General features: G+C 65.2%; 17 protein-coding genes. 10 read left to right on the top strand and 7 right to left on the bottom strand.

Translation table 11 applies throughout. The features are described from left to right. The first annotated feature begins 31 nt into the window (after positions 1–31). From AXW83_RS17935 to AXW83_RS17910, 6 genes are all read left to right on the top strand, one after another. Positions 32–1,462, top strand: a complete 1,431-nt coding sequence (locus AXW83_RS17935) for an NAD(P)-binding domain-containing protein (RefSeq protein ID WP_066615631.1) — start codon at positions 32–34, stop codon at positions 1,460–1,462. A gap of 80 nt (positions 1,463–1,542) precedes the next feature. Further along, the gene (locus AXW83_RS17930) at positions 1,543–3,150 is read left to right on the top strand and encodes an ABC transporter substrate-binding protein (RefSeq protein ID WP_442855196.1); all 1,608 of its coding nucleotides are present in this window, start codon (positions 1,543–1,545) and stop codon (positions 3,148–3,150) included. 162 nt (positions 3,151–3,312) lie between these two features. Next, a complete protein-coding gene (locus AXW83_RS17925; RefSeq protein ID WP_066615627.1) occupies positions 3,313–4,344 on the top strand; it encodes an ABC transporter permease in 1,032 nt (343 codons plus the stop codon). Between the two features lie 154 nt (positions 4,345–4,498). Further along, complete coding sequence (locus tag AXW83_RS17920; protein ID WP_066615625.1) at positions 4,499–5,347, top strand: ABC transporter permease; 849 nt, start codon at positions 4,499–4,501, stop codon at positions 5,345–5,347. 5 nt (positions 5,348–5,352) lie between these two features. After that, positions 5,353–7,137 carry a nickel ABC transporter ATP-binding protein NikE gene (gene nikE / locus AXW83_RS17915; protein ID WP_066615623.1) on the top strand — a complete coding sequence of 595 codons (1,785 nt, stop codon included), beginning with the start codon at positions 5,353–5,355 and terminating at the stop codon, positions 7,135–7,137. Positions 7,138–7,220: 83 nt separating this feature from the next. Next, on the top strand, positions 7,221–7,550 hold the full coding sequence (locus AXW83_RS17910) for a hypothetical protein (protein ID WP_066615621.1): 330 nt from the start codon (positions 7,221–7,223) through the stop codon (positions 7,548–7,550). A 49-nt stretch (positions 7,551–7,599) separates the two neighbouring features. Here AXW83_RS17910 and AXW83_RS17905 read toward each other — a convergent pair whose 3' ends face one another. The 5 genes from AXW83_RS17905 to AXW83_RS17885 form a co-directional block, all read right to left on the bottom strand. Then, positions 7,600–7,833 carry a PilZ domain-containing protein gene (locus AXW83_RS17905; protein ID WP_168166116.1) on the bottom strand — a complete coding sequence of 78 codons (234 nt, stop codon included), beginning with the start codon at positions 7,831–7,833 and terminating at the stop codon, positions 7,600–7,602. Positions 7,834–7,974: 141 nt separating this feature from the next. Further along, a complete protein-coding gene (locus AXW83_RS17900; protein ID WP_066615617.1) occupies positions 7,975–8,376 on the bottom strand; it encodes a DUF4431 domain-containing protein in 402 nt (133 codons plus the stop codon). A 201-nt stretch (positions 8,377–8,577) separates the two neighbouring features. Continuing rightward, positions 8,578–11,130 carry a DNA ligase D gene (gene ligD, locus AXW83_RS17895; protein ID WP_066615616.1) on the bottom strand — a complete coding sequence of 851 codons (2,553 nt, stop codon included), beginning with the start codon at positions 11,128–11,130 and terminating at the stop codon, positions 8,578–8,580. A gap of 15 nt (positions 11,131–11,145) precedes the next feature. Continuing rightward, the gene (gene ku / locus AXW83_RS17890; RefSeq protein WP_066615614.1) at positions 11,146–12,054 is read right to left on the bottom strand and encodes a non-homologous end joining protein Ku; all 909 of its coding nucleotides are present in this window, start codon (positions 12,052–12,054) and stop codon (positions 11,146–11,148) included. Then, positions 12,054–12,281, bottom strand: coding sequence for a hypothetical protein (locus AXW83_RS17885; protein ID WP_066615609.1), 228 nt, complete (start codon positions 12,279–12,281; stop codon positions 12,054–12,056). The genes ku and AXW83_RS17885 overlap by 1 nt, the downstream gene beginning before the upstream one ends. Positions 12,282–12,705: 424 nt before the next feature. Between AXW83_RS17885 and AXW83_RS17880 the strand changes: the two genes are divergently transcribed. From AXW83_RS17880 to AXW83_RS17870, 3 genes are all read left to right on the top strand, one after another. Next, positions 12,706–13,398, top strand: coding sequence for a 50S ribosomal protein L21 (locus AXW83_RS17880; RefSeq protein ID WP_066615608.1), 693 nt, complete (start codon positions 12,706–12,708; stop codon positions 13,396–13,398). 100 nt (positions 13,399–13,498) lie between these two features. Then, entirely contained in the window at positions 13,499–13,765 is a 267-nt protein-coding gene (rpmA, locus tag AXW83_RS17875; protein WP_066615606.1) for a 50S ribosomal protein L27, read from the top strand. A gap of 160 nt (positions 13,766–13,925) precedes the next feature. Further along, positions 13,926–14,576, top strand: coding sequence for a GNAT family N-acetyltransferase (locus tag AXW83_RS17870; protein ID WP_082767217.1), 651 nt, complete (start codon positions 13,926–13,928; stop codon positions 14,574–14,576). Positions 14,577–14,739: 163 nt separating this feature from the next. On the opposite strand, the gene AXW83_RS17865 is transcribed toward AXW83_RS17870, so the two are convergent. Together AXW83_RS17865 and AXW83_RS17860 are read right to left on the bottom strand one after the other, a co-directional pair. Beyond that, the gene (locus AXW83_RS17865) at positions 14,740–15,084 is read right to left on the bottom strand and encodes a DMT family transporter (protein WP_066615605.1); all 345 of its coding nucleotides are present in this window, start codon (positions 15,082–15,084) and stop codon (positions 14,740–14,742) included. Then, positions 15,081–16,265 (bottom strand): pyridoxal phosphate-dependent aminotransferase, encoded by a 1,185-nt coding sequence (locus tag AXW83_RS17860; RefSeq protein WP_066615604.1) that lies wholly within the window; start codon positions 16,263–16,265, stop codon positions 15,081–15,083. Before AXW83_RS17860 ends, AXW83_RS17865 begins: the two co-directional genes overlap by 4 nt. 281 nt (positions 16,266–16,546) lie before the next feature. On the opposite strand from AXW83_RS17860, the gene AXW83_RS17855 reads away from it, so the two are divergent. Then, a complete protein-coding gene (locus AXW83_RS17855) occupies positions 16,547–18,409 on the top strand; it encodes an IlvD/Edd family dehydratase (protein WP_082767216.1) in 1,863 nt (620 codons plus the stop codon). Positions 18,410–18,561: the final 152 nt, after the last annotated feature.

Genomic DNA, 18,561 nt, shown 5'->3' with positions numbered 1-18,561 from the left:
GCCGGCATGATCGCTGCATGGGCGCGCTGCCATGAAGCATGACGGATTATCTGTCTTGGAAAGCCGGATCGCGAGCGACCTCGCGCGGATCGCGCATCCGCGCACGCCGTGGCTCGAACCGGTGATCGGCCCCGACGGCAAGCCGGCCCATGACGTGATCGTCATCGGCGGCGGCCAGTCCGGGCTTGCGACGGCATTTGGCCTGCTGCGCTCGCAGGTCACCAATATCCTCGTCCTCGACAAGGCTCCGGCCGGTCGAGAGGGACCATGGCGTTCCTATGCGCGGATGCAGACGCTGCGCAGCCCGAAGGATTTTACCGGCCCCGACCTCGACGTACCCAGCCTGACCTACCAATCCTGGCACGAGGCGAAGTTCGGGGTCGAGAGCTGGGACGAACTCGCGCTGATCCCGACGGGCCATTGGGCCGACTACCTCGACTGGTTCCGGCATGTCGTCGGTATCCCCGCGCGCAACAATGCGGAGGTGGTCGATATCGCGCCCGCCGGTTCGCTGCTGGCGGTCACGGTGTCGAGCGACGGCGGAACGGAGGTGCTGCACGCCCGCAAGATCGTGCTCGCTACCGGGCAGGAGGGCATGGGCCACTGGTCGCTGCCGCAGGCGCTGGCAGCGCTGCCTTCGTCGCGACGGGCGCATTGCGCGGAGTCGATCGATTTCGCAGCGCTGGCCGGCAAGCGCGTGGCCGTGATCGGGGCCGGCGCCTCGGCCTTCGACAATGCCGCCACCGCGCTGGAGGTGGGCGCGGCGCAAGTGCATCTGCTGTGCCGGCGGCCGCAGGCGCAGGTGATCCAGCCCTATCGCTGGCTGACGTTCAGGGGGTTCCTGCGCCATCTCGGAGATCTCGACGATGCCTGGCGCTGGCGCTTCATGAGCACGGTGCTGGCGATGCGCGAAGGGTTTCCGCAGGCGACTTATGATCGCTGTGCCCGGCACAAGGCTTTCGCGCTGCATTTTGGCGCGCCGGTGCATAGCGTGATCGACGGTCCGCACGGCGTCGAGATCGCCACGCCGCAGGGGCCGGTCACTGTCGATTTCATCATCGCCGCGACGGGCATCGACATCGACGCGTCGGTCAGGCCGGAACTGGCGCGCTGCGCCGGGAACATCGCGTCATGGGGCGACCGTTACACGCCGCCCGAAAGCGAGCGCGACGAACGACTGGCACGCTTTCCCTATCTCGGGGACGATTATGCGCTGATCGAGCGCGAGCCCGGGCAGACGCCCTGGATTGCCGACATCCACCTCTTCACCATCGCTTCGACGATGAGCTTCGGCGCTTCGGGTTCCTCGATCAACGCGATGACGACGGCTGTGCCAAAACTGGTGTCCGGCATTACGCGCGGGCTGTTCCGCGCCGACGTCGAAAAGCACTGGGCATCGTTCCAGGCCTATGATGTGCCGCAGGCGATTCTGGCTGAATCGACAGCAAAACTCTTCACCTGAGGAAAGCCGGTGGCACCACGCTTGCATCCGGTCCCGTTCGGAACCAACCTGTCGATTGCGACGCGCTAGAGGACATGAGCATGACCATCGTGAAGACGACCTGGCTGGCTGCCGCGCTTCTTGCCTCCACTGCGCTGCCGGTGCTGGCACAGACCCGCGCGGAAACGTTGCGCCACGTCACGGGCGCGGCGATCAACACCCTCGACCCCAACATCCCCGGCTCGACGCGCGAGGCCTTCGGCCTTTCGCTGCTGACCTATGACCGGCTGCTCTCCTTCGGGAAGAAGCAGCTCGACGGGAAATGGGTGTTCGATCTCGACAGCTTCAAGCCCGAGCTCGCCGAGAGCTACACCGTCAGCCCCGACGGCTTGAAGATCACCTTCGCCTTGCGCAAAGACGCCAAGTTCCATGACGGGACGCCGGTGACTGCCGAGGATGTGAAGTGGTCGCTCGACCGCGCCGTGACCGCCAATGTACTCGGCAAGGGCCAGCTCCTGACGGGATCGCTGACCAGTGCCGACCAGTTCAAGATCGTCGATGCGCACACCTTCGAAGTGACACTGCCCAAACCCGACAAGCTGGCGCTCGCCAATCTCGCCGTGGTCTATCCGGTGATCTTCAACTCCAAGCTCGCCAAATCGAAGGCGACGGCCGAAGACCCCTGGGCGCTGGCCTGGCTGAAGGAAAACACCGCGGGCTCGGGCGCCTATATCATCGAGAGCTTCAAGCCGGGCGAGACCACGATCCTGCGCCGCAACCCGGACTGGAACCGCGGCTCGGCCGAAAAGCCGGCGAGCTTCAAGCGCATCATCACCCAGACCATCCCCGAGGCCGCGACGCGGGCCAACCTCGTCGAGAAGGGCGACGCCGACATCGCCATCGACCTGCAAGCGACCGACGCCGCCGATCTCGAGAAGAAGGGCAAGCTCAAGGTCATCTCGACGCCCCAGTACAATTCGATCACCTTCGTCTCGTTCAACAACCAGATGCCGCCCTTCGACAAACTCGAGGTGCGCAAGGCGATCGCAGCCGCGCTGCCCTATGACGACATGTTCAAGGCGGCGCTGTTCGGGCGCGGGGCGCCGCTCTATGGCGCGACCTGGGCGGACGGCAAGGCCCCGACGGGCGCGACCTTCCCGATCCCGCAGCCGCTGAAGACTGATCTGGCAGACGCCAAGAAGCTCCTGACCGCGGCGGGCTTTCCTGACGGCTTCTCGACGACGTTCTCGTTCAATGTCGGCCAGGCTGGCACGGCCGAGCCGATGGCGGCGCTGCTGAAGGAATCGCTCGCCAAGGTCGGCATCAAGGTCGAGATCCAGAAGCTGCCGGACGCGCAGATGTCGACGCTGATCAACGAGAAGAAGGTGCCGTTCTTCACCGAGGGCATCGTCGCCTGGCTGCCCTCGATGGATTACTTCTACCGGAATTTCTATATCGGCCCGATCCGCTGGAACTACGCCTCGCTCGACGATGCGAAGATCACCGAATGGGCGCAGGCGGCGCGCTTCGAGCCGGATGCGGCGAAGTATGCGGCGCTCGGCAAGGAACTGAACACGCGGCATTTCGAGCTGATGCCGCAAATCCCGCTCTGGCAGCCCTCGCAGGACGCGGTGATGGCGTCGTCCATCGACGGTTATGTCTACCAGTTCCACCGCCAGATCGATTTTCGCGATCTGAGCCGGAAGTGAGATCATTGGCCATCCGAACCTCCGCCGTCCTTCCGGACAAGCCGCGAAGCGGCGCCGATCCGGAATCCATCATCGAGCAAGAAGGTGCCTTGCGATGGATTCCGGGTCTCCGCTTCGCTGCGCCCGGAATGACGGCGGTGGGTCGATACGACGGCCGCTGACATGTCCCAACTCTCCATCACCGCCAAACGCGCGGGCTGGCGCTTCGCGTCGTCGCTTCCGGCGCTGTTTGGGGTGCTCGTCTTCACCTTCCTGCTGATGCGGGTGCTGCCGGGCGATCCGGCAGTTTTCTTCGCGTCGGGGCCGAGCGCCGGCAAGGAGGAAATCGAGATGATCCGCAAGCAGATGGGCCTCGACAAGCCCGTGCCGGAGCAACTCGTGCGCTATCTCGGCGATATCGGCTCGGGCAATCTCGGGCGTTCGCTGACGACCGGGCAGCCGGTATTGGCCGATCTGAAATCGCGGCTACCGGCTTCGCTGGAGCTGACCTTTTCGGCGCTGCTGATCGCGCTCGTCACGGCGATCCCGCTCGGCGTGGCTGCGGCGCTGCGGCAGGGGTCGGGGATCGACCATCTGGTGCGCTTCATCTGCGCGCTCGGCGTCTGCGTGCCGACCTTCGTCTCCGGGCTGCTGCTGATCTACGCCTTCTACTACCTGCTGGGCATTGCGCCGGACCCGACGGGGCGGGTGGACATCTTCACCTCGCAGCCTCCCTTGGTGACGGGCTTCCTCATGATCGATTTCGCGCTGGCCCGCGACTGGGAAGGCTGGCGGGCGGCGGCCTCGCAGCTCGTGCTGCCGGCCTTCACCATGGCGCTGTTCGTGGTCGCGCCGCTGGCGCGGATCACGCGGGCTGCGATGCTGGCCTCGCTCGGCAGCGATTTCGTGCGCACCGCGCGCTCGCTCGGCCTGCCGCCGCGAAAGGTCATCGTGACCTATGCGCTGCGCAACGCGATCCTGCCGGTGCTGACCATCGCAGGCATCGTGTTTTCGACCATGCTGGGTGCGAATGTGCTGGTCGAGAAGGTGTTCTCCTGGCCGGGCGTCGCCTCCTATGCGCTCGATGCGCTGCTGGCGTCGGATTATGCGCCGGTGCAGGGCTTCGTGCTGCTGATGGCCTCGATCTTCGTGATCGTGAACCTGACCGTGGACGTGCTCTACGGCATCGCTGATCCCAGGGTGTCGGTGGAATGAGCGCCTGTTCCCACGCCTGTCATTCCGGGGCATCGCGAAGCGATGAACCCGGAACCCACGACCGGGTGAATCATCGGGGTTGCGACCGCTCACCCAGCCGTGGGTTCCGGGTTCGAGCCGGCGGCTCGCCCCGGAATGACAAGGGGGGGTGCTCATGAGCTCCGCCACGCTGCGCCACACCGTCTGGATACTGCGCGGAAACCCGGTCACGGCTGTTGCCGCGGCAGGGGCGTTCATCCTGTGCCTGCTCGCGATCATCGGCCCCTCGATCGTGCCGTTCGATCCGATCGCCTCGGATGTGCCCAATGCGCTGCGGCCGCCGAGCGCGACCTATTGGGCGGGCACCGACCAGCTCGGCCGCGACGTGTTCAGCCGGCTCGTCGTCGCGGCGCGGCTCGATCTCGCGATCGCCGCGTCGGCCGTGACGCTGTCCTTCGTCGTGGGCGCGGTGATCGGTGCGCTCTGCGGTTACAACGGCGGCCGGCTCGACCGCTATGTCGGGCGCTTCATCGATGTGCTGATGGCGTTTCCGCTGTTCGTGCTGGCGATGGCGATGGTGGCGGCGCTGGGCAACCGGGTTGAGAACATCGTCATCGCCACCGCGATCATCAACCTGCCGTTCTATATCCGCTTCGCGCGGGCCGAGGTGAATGTCCGGCGCAATGCCGGCTGGGTGGAAGCCGCTCGCGCTTGCGGCGACAGCCATGTCTCGGTGGTGCTGCGCTTCCTCCTGCCGAACGTGCTGCCGGCGATGGCGGTGCAGGTCTCGCTCAATCTCGGCTGGGCGATCCTGAATGCAGCGGGCCTCTCCTTCATCGGGCTCGGAGTCTCGGCGCCGACGCCGGAATGGGGCATCATGGTCGCCGAGGGCGCCCGCTTCATCTCGACGGGGAAATGGTGGCTGGTCGCCTTTCCGGGGCTGGCGCTGATGCTGACGGTGCTGTGCTTCAACCTGCTCGGCGACGGATTGCGCGACATCCTCGACCCGCGCATGCGGACGTGAGCGCGATGGCGGCCGTTCCGGGCGAGCCCCTGCTCGCGATCGACGATCTGCATGTTTCGTTCTCGACGCGGCGCGGGCTGGTCGAGGCCGTGCGGGGCGTGTCGCTGAACGTCGCGACGGGCGAGACACTCGGCATCGTCGGCGAAAGCGGCTCGGGCAAGTCGGTGACGGCCTTCGTGGTGACGCGGCTGCTCGATGCGTCGGGCCGGATCGACCGGGGCAGCATCCGCTTCAAGGGCCAGGACATCACGAAGGCCTCGTCGAAGCAGCTGCGCTCCCTGCATGGCGCCGCCGTCTCGATGATCTTCCAGAACCCGCGCGGCGCGCTGAATCCGATCCGCAGCGTCGGCCGGCAGATCGCCGATGCGATCATGGCCCATGAGCGCATCTCGGCGGGCGAGGGCCGGGCGCGTGCGCTCGATCTCCTCAAGGCCGTGCTGATCCGCGATCCCGAGAAGCGGCTCGACGCCTATCCGCACGAGCTGTCGGGCGGGATGTGCCAGCGCGTCATGATCGCGATGGCGATCGCCTGCGAGCCGGCGCTGCTGATCGCAGACGAGCCGACCACCGGGCTCGACGTCACCACGCAGAAGACGGTGATGGACCTCGTCGCACGACTCACCGCCGAGCGTGGCATGGCGATGATCCTGATCACGCATGATCTCGGTCTAGCCTCGCGCTACTGCCAGCGCGTGGTGGTGATGGAACAGGGCAGGGTGGTCGAGGAGGCTCAGCCCCTCGACCTGTTCAGCGCGCCGCAGCACCCCTACACGAAGCGCCTCGTCGCGGCCTCGCCGACTGCGACCTCGACGATCGCTGATCTGGCGCCATCCCATAGCCCTCATCCTGAGGAGGCCGGCTTAGCGGCCGTCTCGAAGGATGCTCCAGCGCGCTCTGGAGCATCCTTCGAGACGAAGCCTGCGGCTTCTCCTCAGGATGAGGGCTGGGGAGGCGACAAAAGACAGCGCCCACCCGGCACGCCGCTGCTGCTCGAAGTCCAGAAGCTCGTGAAGCGCTATGATGGCGGGGTCGTTGCGGTCGATGACGTGTCGTTCTCGATCAGGGCCGGCGAGAGCCTTGGCCTTGTCGGCGAATCCGGCTCGGGGAAGAGCACGATTTCGCGCATGGTCTGCCGGCTGATCGATGCCAGCGAGGGCGAGATCCTGTTCGACGGGCGCGCCATCGGCTCGCTGCCGGCGCGCGACTTCCACCGGTCCGAATTCCGCAAGGATATCCAGATCGTCTTCCAGGACCCGACCGACAGCCTCAATCCGCGTTTCAACGCGTTCGACTGCATCGCCCATCCGCTGCGGCGGTTGCTCGGCATGAAGGATGGCGCTGCACTGACGGGCCGTGTGCGCGAATGTGCGCAGCGCGCCGGGCTGCCGAGCGACCTGCTGGAGCGCTTTCCACATCAGCTGTCGGGCGGGCAGAAGGCTCGCGTCGGCATTGCGCGCGCCATCGCCTGCCGGCCGCGCCTGCTGATCCTCGACGAGCCGACGGCGGCGCTCGACGTCTCGGTGCAGGCGGTGATCCTGCAACTGCTCGACCGCCTGCGCCGCGAGGACGATCTGGCGCTGCTCTTCGTCAGCCATGATCTCAACGTCGTGCGGATGATGTGCGAGCGCACGGTGGTGCTGCAGAACGGCCGTATCGTCGAGCAGGGGGAGAGTGCCCGGCTGTTCAGCGCGCCGCAGACGGCCTATGCACGCGAACTGCTGGATGCTGTGCTGCATCTGGGCGGGCCGACCGCAAGGCGCGACACGCGCGCTCCCGTCGAACAGGCGTGACCGCGCGGGGGGCTTGAAATCGCGGCATTGCGGCCGATCATGCGTCACGGCGCGGTTTGCGCCGCCGTTCGAGGACACGTCTTATGCTGCGACCGTTCCTGCTGATTCCGTTGTGCGCTTTGGCCGCCTGCGCCATTCCGACGTCGAAATCCAATGTCGTGGTGCTGACCGACAGCAAGATCGTGGTCGAGGACTGCAAGAAGCTCGGCGATATCGACGGTAGTTCGACGGTCGGCCAGGTGCTGCTGCTCGACAAGGCGCGCGACGCGGCGCTGGCGAGGCTGAAGATCCGCGGCGCGGAGCTCGGCGGGACGCATGTGCTCACCCCTGTGGCCGACATCAAATGGAAGGGGCCGGGAACCGAGGGGCAGGTCTATCTCTGCTCGCCTTCGCGGGCGCCGAAGCAAACCTGACAGGCAACCATACTCGATCGATAGCGCGATGAGGCGCGGCCTGGCCGCATCACTCGTCTGCGAAATGTACGCCGATCAAATTGTCGTGGTGCCAGACCACGCGCGCCGTCCGGTCGAGACGCAGGGCAGGCACGTTCAAGCGCAATTCCGCCGGCGGCTTGAAGTCGAGCGGAATGCGCAGGCGCGCTCCGGATGCCGAGACGTCGCGTACGGTACAAGCATAGCTTCGCCCGCTCTGAGTCCGGATATTGCCGGCCTCGACCACGCGCTGGCGCGGATGCATCCGCTTGCCCAAATCGCACCCCTTTTCGATCGGTTGTCGTGACAACCAGCGCATAGGTGCCAACCCTGAAGGATTCATCAATTCGATAGGCCGGATTTCGACGGTTCCTGTCCGATCACGACATGCGGCTCGAAATTGTCACTACCATCGCCGAGGCTTCGGCCCCGGCGGGATCTCGATGACCTCCATGACGATCGGAGCGTGATGATACGCCGTGTCGGCGGCAAAGAACCGCCCGCGAAGCTGCAGGCTCTTTCCGACCGACTGTTTCAGACGTTGCAGGAGCTCGTCGTCGGTCGCGTAGACCTGGATGGTCGTGGCGGCCTCGATGCTATCGGCGTCCAGCGTCGACAGGCAGACCGGCTTCTGCAAGGTCAGGATATAGGGCCGCTCGACCTGGCCTGCCTCGTCGTGGGTTCGGACGACCGATAACCGGCCCGAGATCGACTCCCGCACGCCCTGGTCGCTCAGACATTCCGCGGCCGCCTGTGCGGAGCCGCCGCAGACGAGGACACACAGGCCCACAAGAGATAGCGAACGCATCTGGCACCTCGTGGCTGCTGACTCGGAACACGCCCTGAGGCTCAGCCAGACTTCCTATCCCGAACATGAAGGCGAGATGAAGGCTACGCTCCGGACGATGCGCGAGCGGGGGCGCAGAGCTTGCCTGGGATGCCGTCGCAGATCACGCGTTTGGCGGTATCGGCTTTTCCGCGCATCGCAATCCGATTCTCGGATCCACATCTAGCCTGCGCCCGTGAGTGCCTTTGCCATCGCGAAGAAATCGTTCCAGACAGGCTCGGGCGCGCCTGCTTTGAGGAGATCCTGCGCCTTGAATGCGTCGGGGACCGCCTCGTCGAGATCGCTCCAGGGCAGCGGCATCGAGACGGCGCCACCCTTGCGGGCGCGGGTCGAGTAGGGCGCGATCGCGGTCGCCCCGCGGCCATTGCGGAGATAGTCGATGAAGATGCGGCCGCGCCGCGCTTTTTTCGACAGGGTCGCAGTGTAACGCTTCGGCTCGGCCTGCTCCATCGCCTTGGCGAAGGTGTTGGCGAAACCTTTGACCCGGGCCCAGTCGGCTTTGGGCTTCAAGGGCACGACAACGTGAAAACCCTTACCGCCCGACAGCTTGAGCAAGCTCTCGAAGCCGAGTTCGCGCAGGCGCTCGCGGATGCTGCGGGCTGCGTCGCGCACTGCCTCGACCGAGACGCCGGTGTCGGGATCGAGATCGAAGATGATCTGGTCGGGCGTCTCAATGGCGTCCATCGTCGCGCCCCAGACATGGACTTCCACCGTTCCGAGCTGGACCAGCGCGGCAAGACCGTCGAAATCACGGATGAAGAGCAGATCCTCGCCGTCACGGTCTTTTCGGGTGGAGATTGCCTTGTGCATCCCCGGCGAGCCATGCTTCTGGAAGAAGCTGTGGCCCTCGATGCCGTTGGGCGCACGCAGCAGGCTCAGCGGCCGGTCGACGACGAAGGGCTGCATCAGCGGCCAGACGGTGGCGTAGTAGTCGAGCAGGTCCTGCTTGCTGAGGCCGATATCGGGCCAGAGCGGTTTATCGGGGTTGGACAGGACCACCGTCGTCTCGGCGTGCAATGTCCGGCGTGGTTTCACAGCGGGCTTTTTCGGCTCGGGAGTTTCGCCTACAGGCTCGGCCGGTGTTTCCGGAACAACCTCATCTGCCGGCTTATCCTCTCTCAGGCCGATGAAGGAGGCGTGGCGCAAGGTCTTCGAGGCGGTCCAGGCGCCGAACTCGACCTCGGCCACGAGTTCCGGCTCGACCCAGACGATGCCCTTTTCCCGGCCGGCAGCGCCCTCGAAGGAAGAGCTCACCGTTTTCAGCGCGTCGAGCTTGCCCTTGAGCACAGCCGCGGATTTGCGGGTGAAGCCGGTGCCGACGCGGCCGGCGGGTCGCAGGATGCCGTCCTCATGGTAAGCGGCGAGGATTGAACCAAGTTCGCGGCCCGAGCCTTTCGAGGGGACGTAGCCGGCAATGACGAACTCCTGCCGCTGGCTGCATTTCGACTTGACCCAGTCGCGGCCGCGGCCGCTGCGATAGGGCGCATCGGCGCGCTTGGAGATGACGCCTTCCAGCCCCATACGGCAGGCATGGCGCAGCATGGTCTGACCGGGCTCGCGAAAATGTTCGCTGTAGCGCAGGGGGGCTTTGGCCGGAATAGCGCTCAGCAGCGCCTCAAGCCGTTCCTTGCGTGCGAGCAGAGGCTCGCCGCGAAGATCCTCGCCGTCGAGATGAAGCAGATCGAAGGCGAAGTAGACGAGGTATTCGGTGCGGGCTTCGGAGAGGGCATCCTGCAGCGCCGAAAAGGACGAAACGCTGTTTTCGCCGAGCGCCACGACCTCTCCGTCGATTATCGCGCTATCGCATGGCAGGCGGGACAGGGCCTGTTCGAGGGTGGCGCCGAAACGATCTGTCCAGTCGAGCCCGCTGCGCGTCAGCAGGCGGGTCTTGCCGTCAGAGACACGGGCCTGCATTCGATAGCCGTCGAACTTGACCTCGTGCAGCCAGGCTTCGCCCGCAGGCGCCTTCTCCTGAAGCGTCGCGAGGCAGGGCGGGACGAAGCTCGGCAAAAGCTCGCCTTCGGGGGCTTTATGGCTGGCCTTCCTGGAGTTCGCGGCCTTGACGGGCGGAGCGGGGTCGAGAGCCGGTCGCTTTTGGCCTGGGCGCTTCGTCTTCGCCCAGACCTTGGCATCGGGGGCCTCGCCGCGTCCGACGGCCTCGACGCTCGAACCGGATTTGACCGAGTCGGGGGCGGTTTCGAGGATGTCCTCGTCGCTGCGGGCTGCGGCGTCGTCGACCTTGATCAGCAGCCAGTTGTCGCGCTTCTCGCCGCGACGTGGCTTGAGCCGGACGAGGTGCCATTGGCCGGCAAGCTTGTGGCCCTGAAGGATGAAGGAGAGATGGCCCTTTTCGAGGCCGAAGGCGGGGTCGCCCTCCGGCACCCAGCGACCCTCGTCCCAGATGATTACGGAGCCCGCGCCATACTCGCCCTCGGGGATCGTGCCTTCGAAGGCGCCGTATTCCAGCGGGTGATCCTCGACATGGACGGCAAGACGCTTTTCGTCGGGGTCGAGGCTTGGGCCGCGCGTCACGGCCCAGGACCAGAGCACGCCGTCATGCTCCAGCCTGAGGTCGTAATGCAGGCGGCGCGCGGCGTGCTTATGAATGATGAAAACGCCGCCCGCCTCGGCAGCCGTCTTGCGGCCCTTGCCGCCCTTGGGTTCCTTCGTCCGTGAGAAGTCCCGCTTGGCGCGATAGAGATCGAGCGTCGCCATCGACTATCCCTGAGGTTAGGCGCGCTTGCGCGGGCCGGTGGTTCGCTTCGTTGCGGTCTTGGCCGCCGTTTCCTTGGCCGCCGTTTCCTTGGCCGTCGTCTCCTTGGCCATTGTGGCCTTCGCCTTCGTGGCGGGCTTGCCGCCGCCGTCTTCGGCCAGGCTCTTCTTCAGCGCATCGAACAGGTTGACGATATTTGCGGGCCGTTCGGCCGCCTGCACGACCGGCGGCTTGCGACCCTTACGCTTGGCCTCGATCAGATCGAGCAGGGCGGTCTCGTAGCGGTCCTCGAAGCCGCTTGGATCGAAGGCGGCCTGCTTCTTGTCGATGATGTGGGTAGCGAGATCGATCAATTCGGTGTCGAGCTTGACCTTGCGCAGCCCCTCGAAAATCTCGTCAGGCTTTCGCACAGTCTTGTCGTAACGCAGGGTCGTAAGCAGCAATCCCGACTCGAAGGGCTCGATCATGACGGGGCGTTCGCGCCGGTAGAGCACGATGCGGGCGATGCCGGCCTTCTTCTGCCGCGCCATCGCCTCGCGGATCACTGCGAAGGCTTCCTCCGAGACGTCGTCGGAGGGCGTTACATAGTAGGGCGTATCGAAATAGATCTGCGGGATGTCGGCCCGATCGACGAAATGCTCGATCGACAGCGTATGCGAGGACTCAATCTGGACTTTCTCGATCTCGTCCTCCTCGACGAGGAGGTATTCGTCGTCGCCGATCTCGTAGCCCTTGACCTCGTCGTCGTCATCGACGGGCTTGCCCGAGACACTGTCGATGTATTGGCGCCGGACCGTGTTGCCGGTCTTGCGGTTGATGACGCGGAACGAGACCTTCTCGCTGTGGTCTGTCGTGCCGGTCAGTTCGACGGCGCAGGAGACCAGCGAGAGCTTGAGATAGCCCTTCCATGCGGGGCGGGGCGCCATCAGGCGGCCCTCGCCTGATTGAAGTGGGCGACGGATGCAAGAGCGTCGGCGCGGTTCAGATCCTCCTGCGACAGAGCGGGGATCGGATCCTGCAACAAAGCAAGCAGGACGTCGCGGTCGAGCTGTCCATTGGTGATGACGTTCGCGAGCGCCGCGCGGGTCTCGCGTTCGGCTCCGAGCTGCGCGGCAAGCGCCCTGATGAGGCGGTCCCTGGGATCGATACGCATGACTGTTCTCCCTGTGCCGGGAAGCAACGGGGTAACGCCCGACTCGGTTCCACGACGGGCGTCCAAACAGAGAACCTGAATTTTGTGTTCAGGCGTTACCGTGTCAGCGAACGGCATGCCGTCCGGGCTGCCGCAGCATCGTTCACAGGTCGCCTTCGGGCGATCGGCGTCAGAGGCGCGCTGCCGGTCAATGCCGGGAGCCGTGTCGGGCGCCTCTGTTTCGCTTGACCTCGCGCCGCCTTGCGACTATCGAGGCGCATCCGGCGTGGGGAAACCCGCGCCCGATCTCTTTTGGCGTTCCGGTTCCGCGTTTGCGGCCGCCGCCGGAAAGAGCAACCAAACCACGCAACCGACTGCCAAAAAGCCGTCCCGCGTGTGCCCTTGCGGCGCAACGACAGGGCGGGGCTGAACATGGAGAACAAGGATGTTCGCAGTCATCAAAACCGGCGGCAAGCAGTTTCGCGTCGCCGCGAACGATGAAATCACCATCGCCAAGCTCGTTGGAGAGCCTGGCGACACCGTCGCCTTCGGCGAGGTGCTGATGCTGACCGATGGCGAGAAGTCGACCGTCGGCGCGCCCTTCCTCGGCGACATCACCGTTGCCGGCGAGATCGTCAAGCAGGCTCGCGGCGAGAAGGTTATCGCCTTCAAGAAGCGCCGTCGCCAGAATTCCAAGCGCAAGCGCGGCTTCCGTGCCGAGCTGACAATCGTGCGCATCACCGACATCCTCACCGGCGGCAAGAAGCCGGAGATGAAGAAGGGCGATGCCTCGTCGGTCGCGCTCACGGCCGCCTCGACGGAAACCAAGGGCAAGGCTGCTCCGAAGGCCGCCAAGGCCGATGCGGACAAGGCCGACGCGCTCGATGCTTCGAACCTCTCGCTGATCTCGGGCGTCGGCCCGACCATCGAGAAGAAGCTGCGCGCTGCCGGCATCACCTCCTGGAACGACATCGCCGCCTGGAGCGACGAGGACGTCGCCAAGTGGGACGAGGAACTGAAGCTGCGCGGCCGTGCCACCCGCGAGGAGTGGGTCGAGCAGGCCAAGGAGCTTCTGGCCGGCAAGCCCCCGCGGGCGAAGGCCGACCAGGCCGAACTGGCGTCGGGCGAGGATTACTGACACCTCCTGTCAGCCATTAAAGCAGTTTCATCCCCGGGTCGGCTGGCTTTCGCCGCCGATTCGGGTTACGCAGATGCAAGAGTTTTCGAGGTAGGGCGTTATGGCTCACAAAAAAGCAGGCGGCTCGTCCCGCAACGGTCGCGACTCCGCAGGGCGTCGTCTCGGCGTGAAGAAGTTCGGCGACCAGGCCGTGATTACCGGCAACATCATCATCCGCCAGCGTGGGACCAAGTGGCATCCCGGCGCGAATGTCGGCATGGGCAAAGATCACACGCTTTTCGCGCTGACGGACGGCCGCGTCCGATTCATCACGAAACTCGGCCGAGCTTTCGTAAACGTAGTCCCGGCCCAACAGGCCGCAGAATAAACGGCGGATAGGGAATTTCTCCTCGATCCGCCGGTTCCATCGAACCGGACGATCGAGAAGGGATCAAAACCCGACAAGGGTTTCCCGAAGGTCAGCAAACCGGGGGAGATGGGACCAGACCCAACTCCCCTTTCTCGTTTGCGCCGACGGAGAGACCAAGATGTTCCCTGAACTGACAAGAGACGATGTCTTCCGGCTCGAGACCCGGCGCCTGTGGCTGCGCTGGACCAGGATGGCCGATGCTTCGGCAATCCTGCGGCTGGCCGGCGAGAAGCCGGTGGCGGAAATGACGGCCTCGATCCCGCATCCCTATCCGGTGGATGCGGTCGAGCCTTTCATTTTCGCCATGCGCAAGGGCAATGCGCTGGGCGAGCACCTTGTGCTGACGATCACGCCGCGCTCCCGGCCGAACGAACTGATCGGCATGATCGGCGCGCACAAGCAGGCGACGGGCATTCCCTTCATCGGCTACTGGCTCGGCACCCCGCATTGGGGCAAGGGCTATGCGACCGAAGCCGTGCAGGCGCTGATCGACACGCTGTTCTCGCTCGTCGACGTGCCCGCGATCGACGCCGATACGCGGGTCATCAACCCGGCCTCGCGGCGCGTGCTGGAGAAGTCCGGCTTCCGGGCCGAGGGCTCGTTCCTGAAGTCGCTGCCGGCGCGCGGCGGGCTGTTCCCCTGCGAGCAGTACCGGCTCGACCGCTCGACCTGGGCCGCGCTCAAAAGCTGGGGCGCGAGCGGCTGGGCTCATGCGCCCGAACTCACCGGGGATGTGGCCGAGGCACCGGGCGAGCCCTGCCTGGCGTAATCAAGCAATACAGGCCCCGGAGCGATCCGGGGCCTGTTTCGTTTGGTCTGCTCCAGCTTTCCTGCAATGCGCCTGATTCCGGGCGCAGCGTTCCGGCATGGATCCCGGCTCGGCGCCGCCTGCGCGGCTTGTCCGGGATGACGCAGTCGTTCCGAGCCAGTTCTTAGTGCGGGCTCGACCGTGAGAACAGGTTGATCACGAGCACGCCGGCGACGATCATTCCCATGCCGATCAACGCAGGCGGGTCGAGCTTTTGGCCAAACAGCACCCGCGAAACCACGCTGATCAGGACGATGCCGACGCCCGACCAGATCGCATAGGCGACCCCGACGGGAATCGTCCGCAAGGTCAGAGTCAGGAAGTAGAAGGCGCTGAGGAAGGCCGTCAGCATGATCAACGTCGGGACGAGCCGGGTGAACTCGTTCGACGCCTTCAATGCGGATGTGCCGATGACCTCGCTGATGATCGCCGCCGTCAGGTAGAGATAACTCACATTGCTGAAGTTCATGCTGCTTTCGCGCTCGCCAAAAATGTGCCCATGCGCTCCAGCGCGCGCTCGATGTTCTCAAGAGAGTTCGCATAGGAGAGCCTGATATAGCCCTCGCCATGGACGCCGAAATCCGGCCCGCCGATCGTCGCGACGCCAGCATCCTCGAGCAGGGCCGAAGCCAGTTTCTTGGCCTGCCAGCCGGTCTGCGAGACGTTCGGGAAGGCGTAGAACGCGCCCTTGGGCACGATGCAGGAGATGCCGGGCAGGGCGTTCAGCCCCTCGACCACGGCCTTCCGGCGCCGATCGAACTCGGCCAGCATCATCGCGACGGCGTCCTGCGGGCCGGTGAGCGCGGCTAAGCCCGCCCATTGCGCCGGCGCGTTGACGCAGGAATGCGAGTTTACCGCGAGCTTGCGGGCGTTCTCGTAGAGGGCCTTGGGCCAGACCGAATAGCCGAGCCGCCAGCCGGTCATGGCGTAGGTCTTGGACCAACCGTTGAGCAGGATCAGCCGATCGCGAATCTCCGGGTAGGAGAGCAGGCAGACATGCTGCTCGCCATCATAGAGCATCTGGTCGTAGATCTCGTCGGACATGATCGCGACGTCGGGGAACTTCGCCAGGCCTTCGATAAGTTTGTCGACCTCGGCCTTGGGCGTGACGCCGCCGGTCGGGTTCGCCGGCGAGTTGATGACCAGCAGCCGCGTCTTCGGGGTGATCAGGGCCAGCGTCTCCTCCGCCGAGAAGGCGAAGCCATTCTCCTCGCGGATCGGAACCGGAACGGGCGTCGCTCCGGTGTATTCGATCATGGAGCGGTAGATCGGGAAGCCGGGATCGGGATAGAGGATCTCGGCGCCGGGCTCGCCGAACATCAGGATCGCCATGAACATGGTGACCTTGCCGCCGGGCACGATCATGACGCTTTCGGGCGAAATCTCGACATCGAAGCGCTTGTGCAAATCGGCGGAGACCGCCTCGCGCAGCGGCAGGATGCCGTTGGCCGGGGTATAGCCGTGATGGCCGTCGCGCAGGGCCTTCACCGCCGCCTCGACGATATGGTCGGGCGTCGGGAAATCGGGCTGGCCGATGCCGAGATTGATGACGTCCTTGCCCTGACGCTGCAGTTCGGTGGCGCGCGCCAGTACGGCGAAGGCATTTTCCTCGCCGATGCGGGCGAAGGACGGGACGACATGGAGCGTCATGGCGGCGTTTCCCTGAGGCGTTTTCGTGGACGAAGCGGTCGCGACGCGCCTGTTTCCGGCGCTGCCGCTGTCTTGGCCGCAAAGCCCGCTCCGATGCAAGAGTCGGGTTCGGGTCATCCGACGCGACCCGTGTCTCGTTGCCATGCGTTTTAATAGTATGACTATCTGCGAGAAGCCCCTTGCCGGCCTGACGACGATCGGCAAAGTTGGCGATCTCAAATCGGTTTAAAAGAGACCAAGGCGGCCCCTCAGAGCCGCTGACTGCGAGAGGAAACAGGACGATGGCGAAAGCCCCGGAAAGCAATGTGCCGCGCCAGGACCGGCCGGTGGCGATCACCCGGAAGAAGGCGCCGCGCCGGATCAAGCCGGAGCAGCTGCGCTCGAAGGCCTGGTTCGACAATCCCGCCAATGCCGACATGACCGCGCTCTATATCGAGCGCACGATGAATTTCGGCCTGTCGCGCGACGAACTGCAGTCGGGCCGGCCGATCATCGGCATCGCCCAGACCGGCTCCGACATCGCTCCCTGCAACCGCCACCATATCGAGTTGGCCCATCGCGTCCGCGACGGCATCCGCGAGCGCGGCGGCGTGCCCTTCGAATTCCCGATCCATCCGATCCAGGAAACCTGCAAGCGCCCAACCGCTTCGCTTGACCGCAACCTGCAATATCTCTCGCTCGTCGAGATCCTCTACGGCTATCCGCTCGACGGCGTCGTGCTGACGACCGGCTGCGACAAGACCACGCCGGCCCAGCTGATGGCGGCGGCCACCGTCGACATCCCGGCGATCGCGCTGCCGGGCGGGCCGATGCTGAACGGCAATTTCCGCGGCGAGCGCACCGGCTCGGGCACGATCGTCTGGAAGGCGCGCCAGATGATGGCGGCCGGCGAGATCGACTATCGCGGATTCGTCGATCTGGTGGCGTCCTCGGCGCCATCCGCAGGTCACTGCAACACGATGGGCACGGCGACGACGATGAACTCGATCGCCGAGGCGCTGGGCATGACGCTGCCGGGCGCTGCGGCAATCCCGGCGCCTTATCGCGACCGCTACGAGATGGCCTATCTGACGGGCCTGCGCATCGTCGACATGGTCTGGGAGAACCTGATCCCGTCGAAGATCATGACGCGCGAAGCCTTCGAGAACGCGATCGTGGTCAACTCGGCGATCGGCGGCTCGACCAATGCGCCGATCTCGGTCAACGCCATCGCCAAGCATATCGGCGTGCCGCTGGACAACGAGGACTGGACGGCGGTGGGCTATGACATCCCGCTCTTGGTCAATCTGCAGCCGGCCGGCGAGTATCTCGGCGAGGACTATTATCGCGCCGGCGGTGTGCCCGCCGTGGTCGCGGAACTCGTCGCCAAGGGCAAGATCAAGCCGGCGATCACCGCCAATGGCCGGACGCTGGCGGAAAACTGCGAGGGGCTATTCGCCGAGGACCGCAAGGTCATCAAGGCCTATGACGAGCCGATGAAGGCGCAGTCCGGCTTCCTCAACCTGCGCGGCAACCTGTTCGATTCCGCGATCATGAAGACCAGCGTGATCACACCGGAATTCCGGAAGCGCTATCTCGAGAACCCCAAGGACAAGAATGCCTTCGAGGGCAAGGCGATCGTCTTCGACGGTCCGGAGGATTATCACCATCGCATCGACGACCCGGCGCTCGCCATCGACGAGCACTCGATCCTGTTCATCCGCGGCGTCGGCCCGGTCGGGTATCCGGGCGCTGCCGAGGTCGTGAACATGCGGCCGCCGGATTACCTGATCAAGAAGGGCGTCACTGCGCTCGCCTGCATCGGCGACGGGCGGCAATCGGGTACCTCGGGCTCGCCCTCGATCCTGAACGCTTCGCCTGAAGCCGCGACGGGCGGCGGGCTGGCGCTGCTCAAGACCGGCGACAAGGTGCGCATCGATCTCAACAAGCGCAGCGCCGACATGCTGATCCCGGACGCGGAGCTGGAAGAGCGGCGCGCGGCGCTGAAGGCTGCCGGCGGCTACAAATACCCCAGGAGCCAGACGCCCTGGCAGGAAATCCAGCGCAAGATCGTCGGCGAATTGTCCGAGGGCATGGTGCTGAAGCCGGCGGTCAAGTATCAGAAGATCCACAAGAAGTTCGGCATTCCACGCGACAATCACTAGGGGCTGACTGATGTCTCAACCGCGCCCGTCATCCCGGGCTTGACCCGGGATCCATCATAGAGCTCGACGGTGCCCTCCGATGGATTCCGGATCTCCGCTTCGCTGCGTCCGGGATGACGGCGCGGGTGTGGTGAGTGGTTGCCATTCCACCC

It is taken from the genome of Bosea sp. PAMC 26642, assembly GCF_001562255.1.
In the GTDB taxonomy this organism is placed as follows: Bacteria; Pseudomonadota; Alphaproteobacteria; order Rhizobiales; family Beijerinckiaceae; genus Allobosea.
The sequence above is the reverse complement of the archived record's forward strand: the minus strand, read 5'-3'. Positions and strand labels throughout refer to the sequence as shown.

What these genes read in the sequence shown, in the direction of transcription:
- AXW83_RS17935 (WP_066615631.1), top strand. Translation starts at nt 32, where the DNA reads ATGAAGCATGACGGATTATCTGTCTTGGAAAGCCGGATCGCGAGCGAC.
- AXW83_RS17930 (WP_442855196.1), top strand. Translation starts at nt 1,543, where the DNA reads ATGACCATCGTGAAGACGACCTGGCTGGCTGCCGCGCTTCTTGCCTCC.
- AXW83_RS17925 (WP_066615627.1), top strand. Translation starts at nt 3,313, where the DNA reads ATGTCCCAACTCTCCATCACCGCCAAACGCGCGGGCTGGCGCTTCGCG.
- AXW83_RS17920 (WP_066615625.1), top strand. Translation starts at nt 4,499, where the DNA reads ATGAGCTCCGCCACGCTGCGCCACACCGTCTGGATACTGCGCGGAAAC.
- nikE (WP_066615623.1), top strand. Translation starts at nt 5,353, where the DNA reads ATGGCGGCCGTTCCGGGCGAGCCCCTGCTCGCGATCGACGATCTGCAT.
- AXW83_RS17910 (WP_066615621.1), top strand. Translation starts at nt 7,221, where the DNA reads ATGCTGCGACCGTTCCTGCTGATTCCGTTGTGCGCTTTGGCCGCCTGC.
- AXW83_RS17905 (WP_168166116.1), bottom strand. Translation starts at nt 7,833, where the DNA reads ATGCATCCGCGCCAGCGCGTGGTCGAGGCCGGCAATATCCGGACTCAG.
- AXW83_RS17900 (WP_066615617.1), bottom strand. Translation starts at nt 8,376, where the DNA reads ATGCGTTCGCTATCTCTTGTGGGCCTGTGTGTCCTCGTCTGCGGCGGC.
- ligD (WP_066615616.1), bottom strand. Translation starts at nt 11,130, where the DNA reads ATGGCGACGCTCGATCTCTATCGCGCCAAGCGGGACTTCTCACGGACG.
- ku (WP_066615614.1), bottom strand. Translation starts at nt 12,054, where the DNA reads ATGGCGCCCCGCCCCGCATGGAAGGGCTATCTCAAGCTCTCGCTGGTC.
- AXW83_RS17885 (WP_066615609.1), bottom strand. Translation starts at nt 12,281, where the DNA reads ATGCGTATCGATCCCAGGGACCGCCTCATCAGGGCGCTTGCCGCGCAG.
- AXW83_RS17880 (WP_066615608.1), top strand. Translation starts at nt 12,706, where the DNA reads ATGTTCGCAGTCATCAAAACCGGCGGCAAGCAGTTTCGCGTCGCCGCG.
- rpmA (WP_066615606.1), top strand. Translation starts at nt 13,499, where the DNA reads ATGGCTCACAAAAAAGCAGGCGGCTCGTCCCGCAACGGTCGCGACTCC.
- AXW83_RS17870 (WP_082767217.1), top strand. Translation starts at nt 13,926, where the DNA reads ATGTTCCCTGAACTGACAAGAGACGATGTCTTCCGGCTCGAGACCCGG.
- AXW83_RS17865 (WP_066615605.1), bottom strand. Translation starts at nt 15,084, where the DNA reads ATGAACTTCAGCAATGTGAGTTATCTCTACCTGACGGCGGCGATCATC.
- AXW83_RS17860 (WP_066615604.1), bottom strand. Translation starts at nt 16,265, where the DNA reads ATGACGCTCCATGTCGTCCCGTCCTTCGCCCGCATCGGCGAGGAAAAT.
- AXW83_RS17855 (WP_082767216.1), top strand. Translation starts at nt 16,547, where the DNA reads ATGGCGAAAGCCCCGGAAAGCAATGTGCCGCGCCAGGACCGGCCGGTG.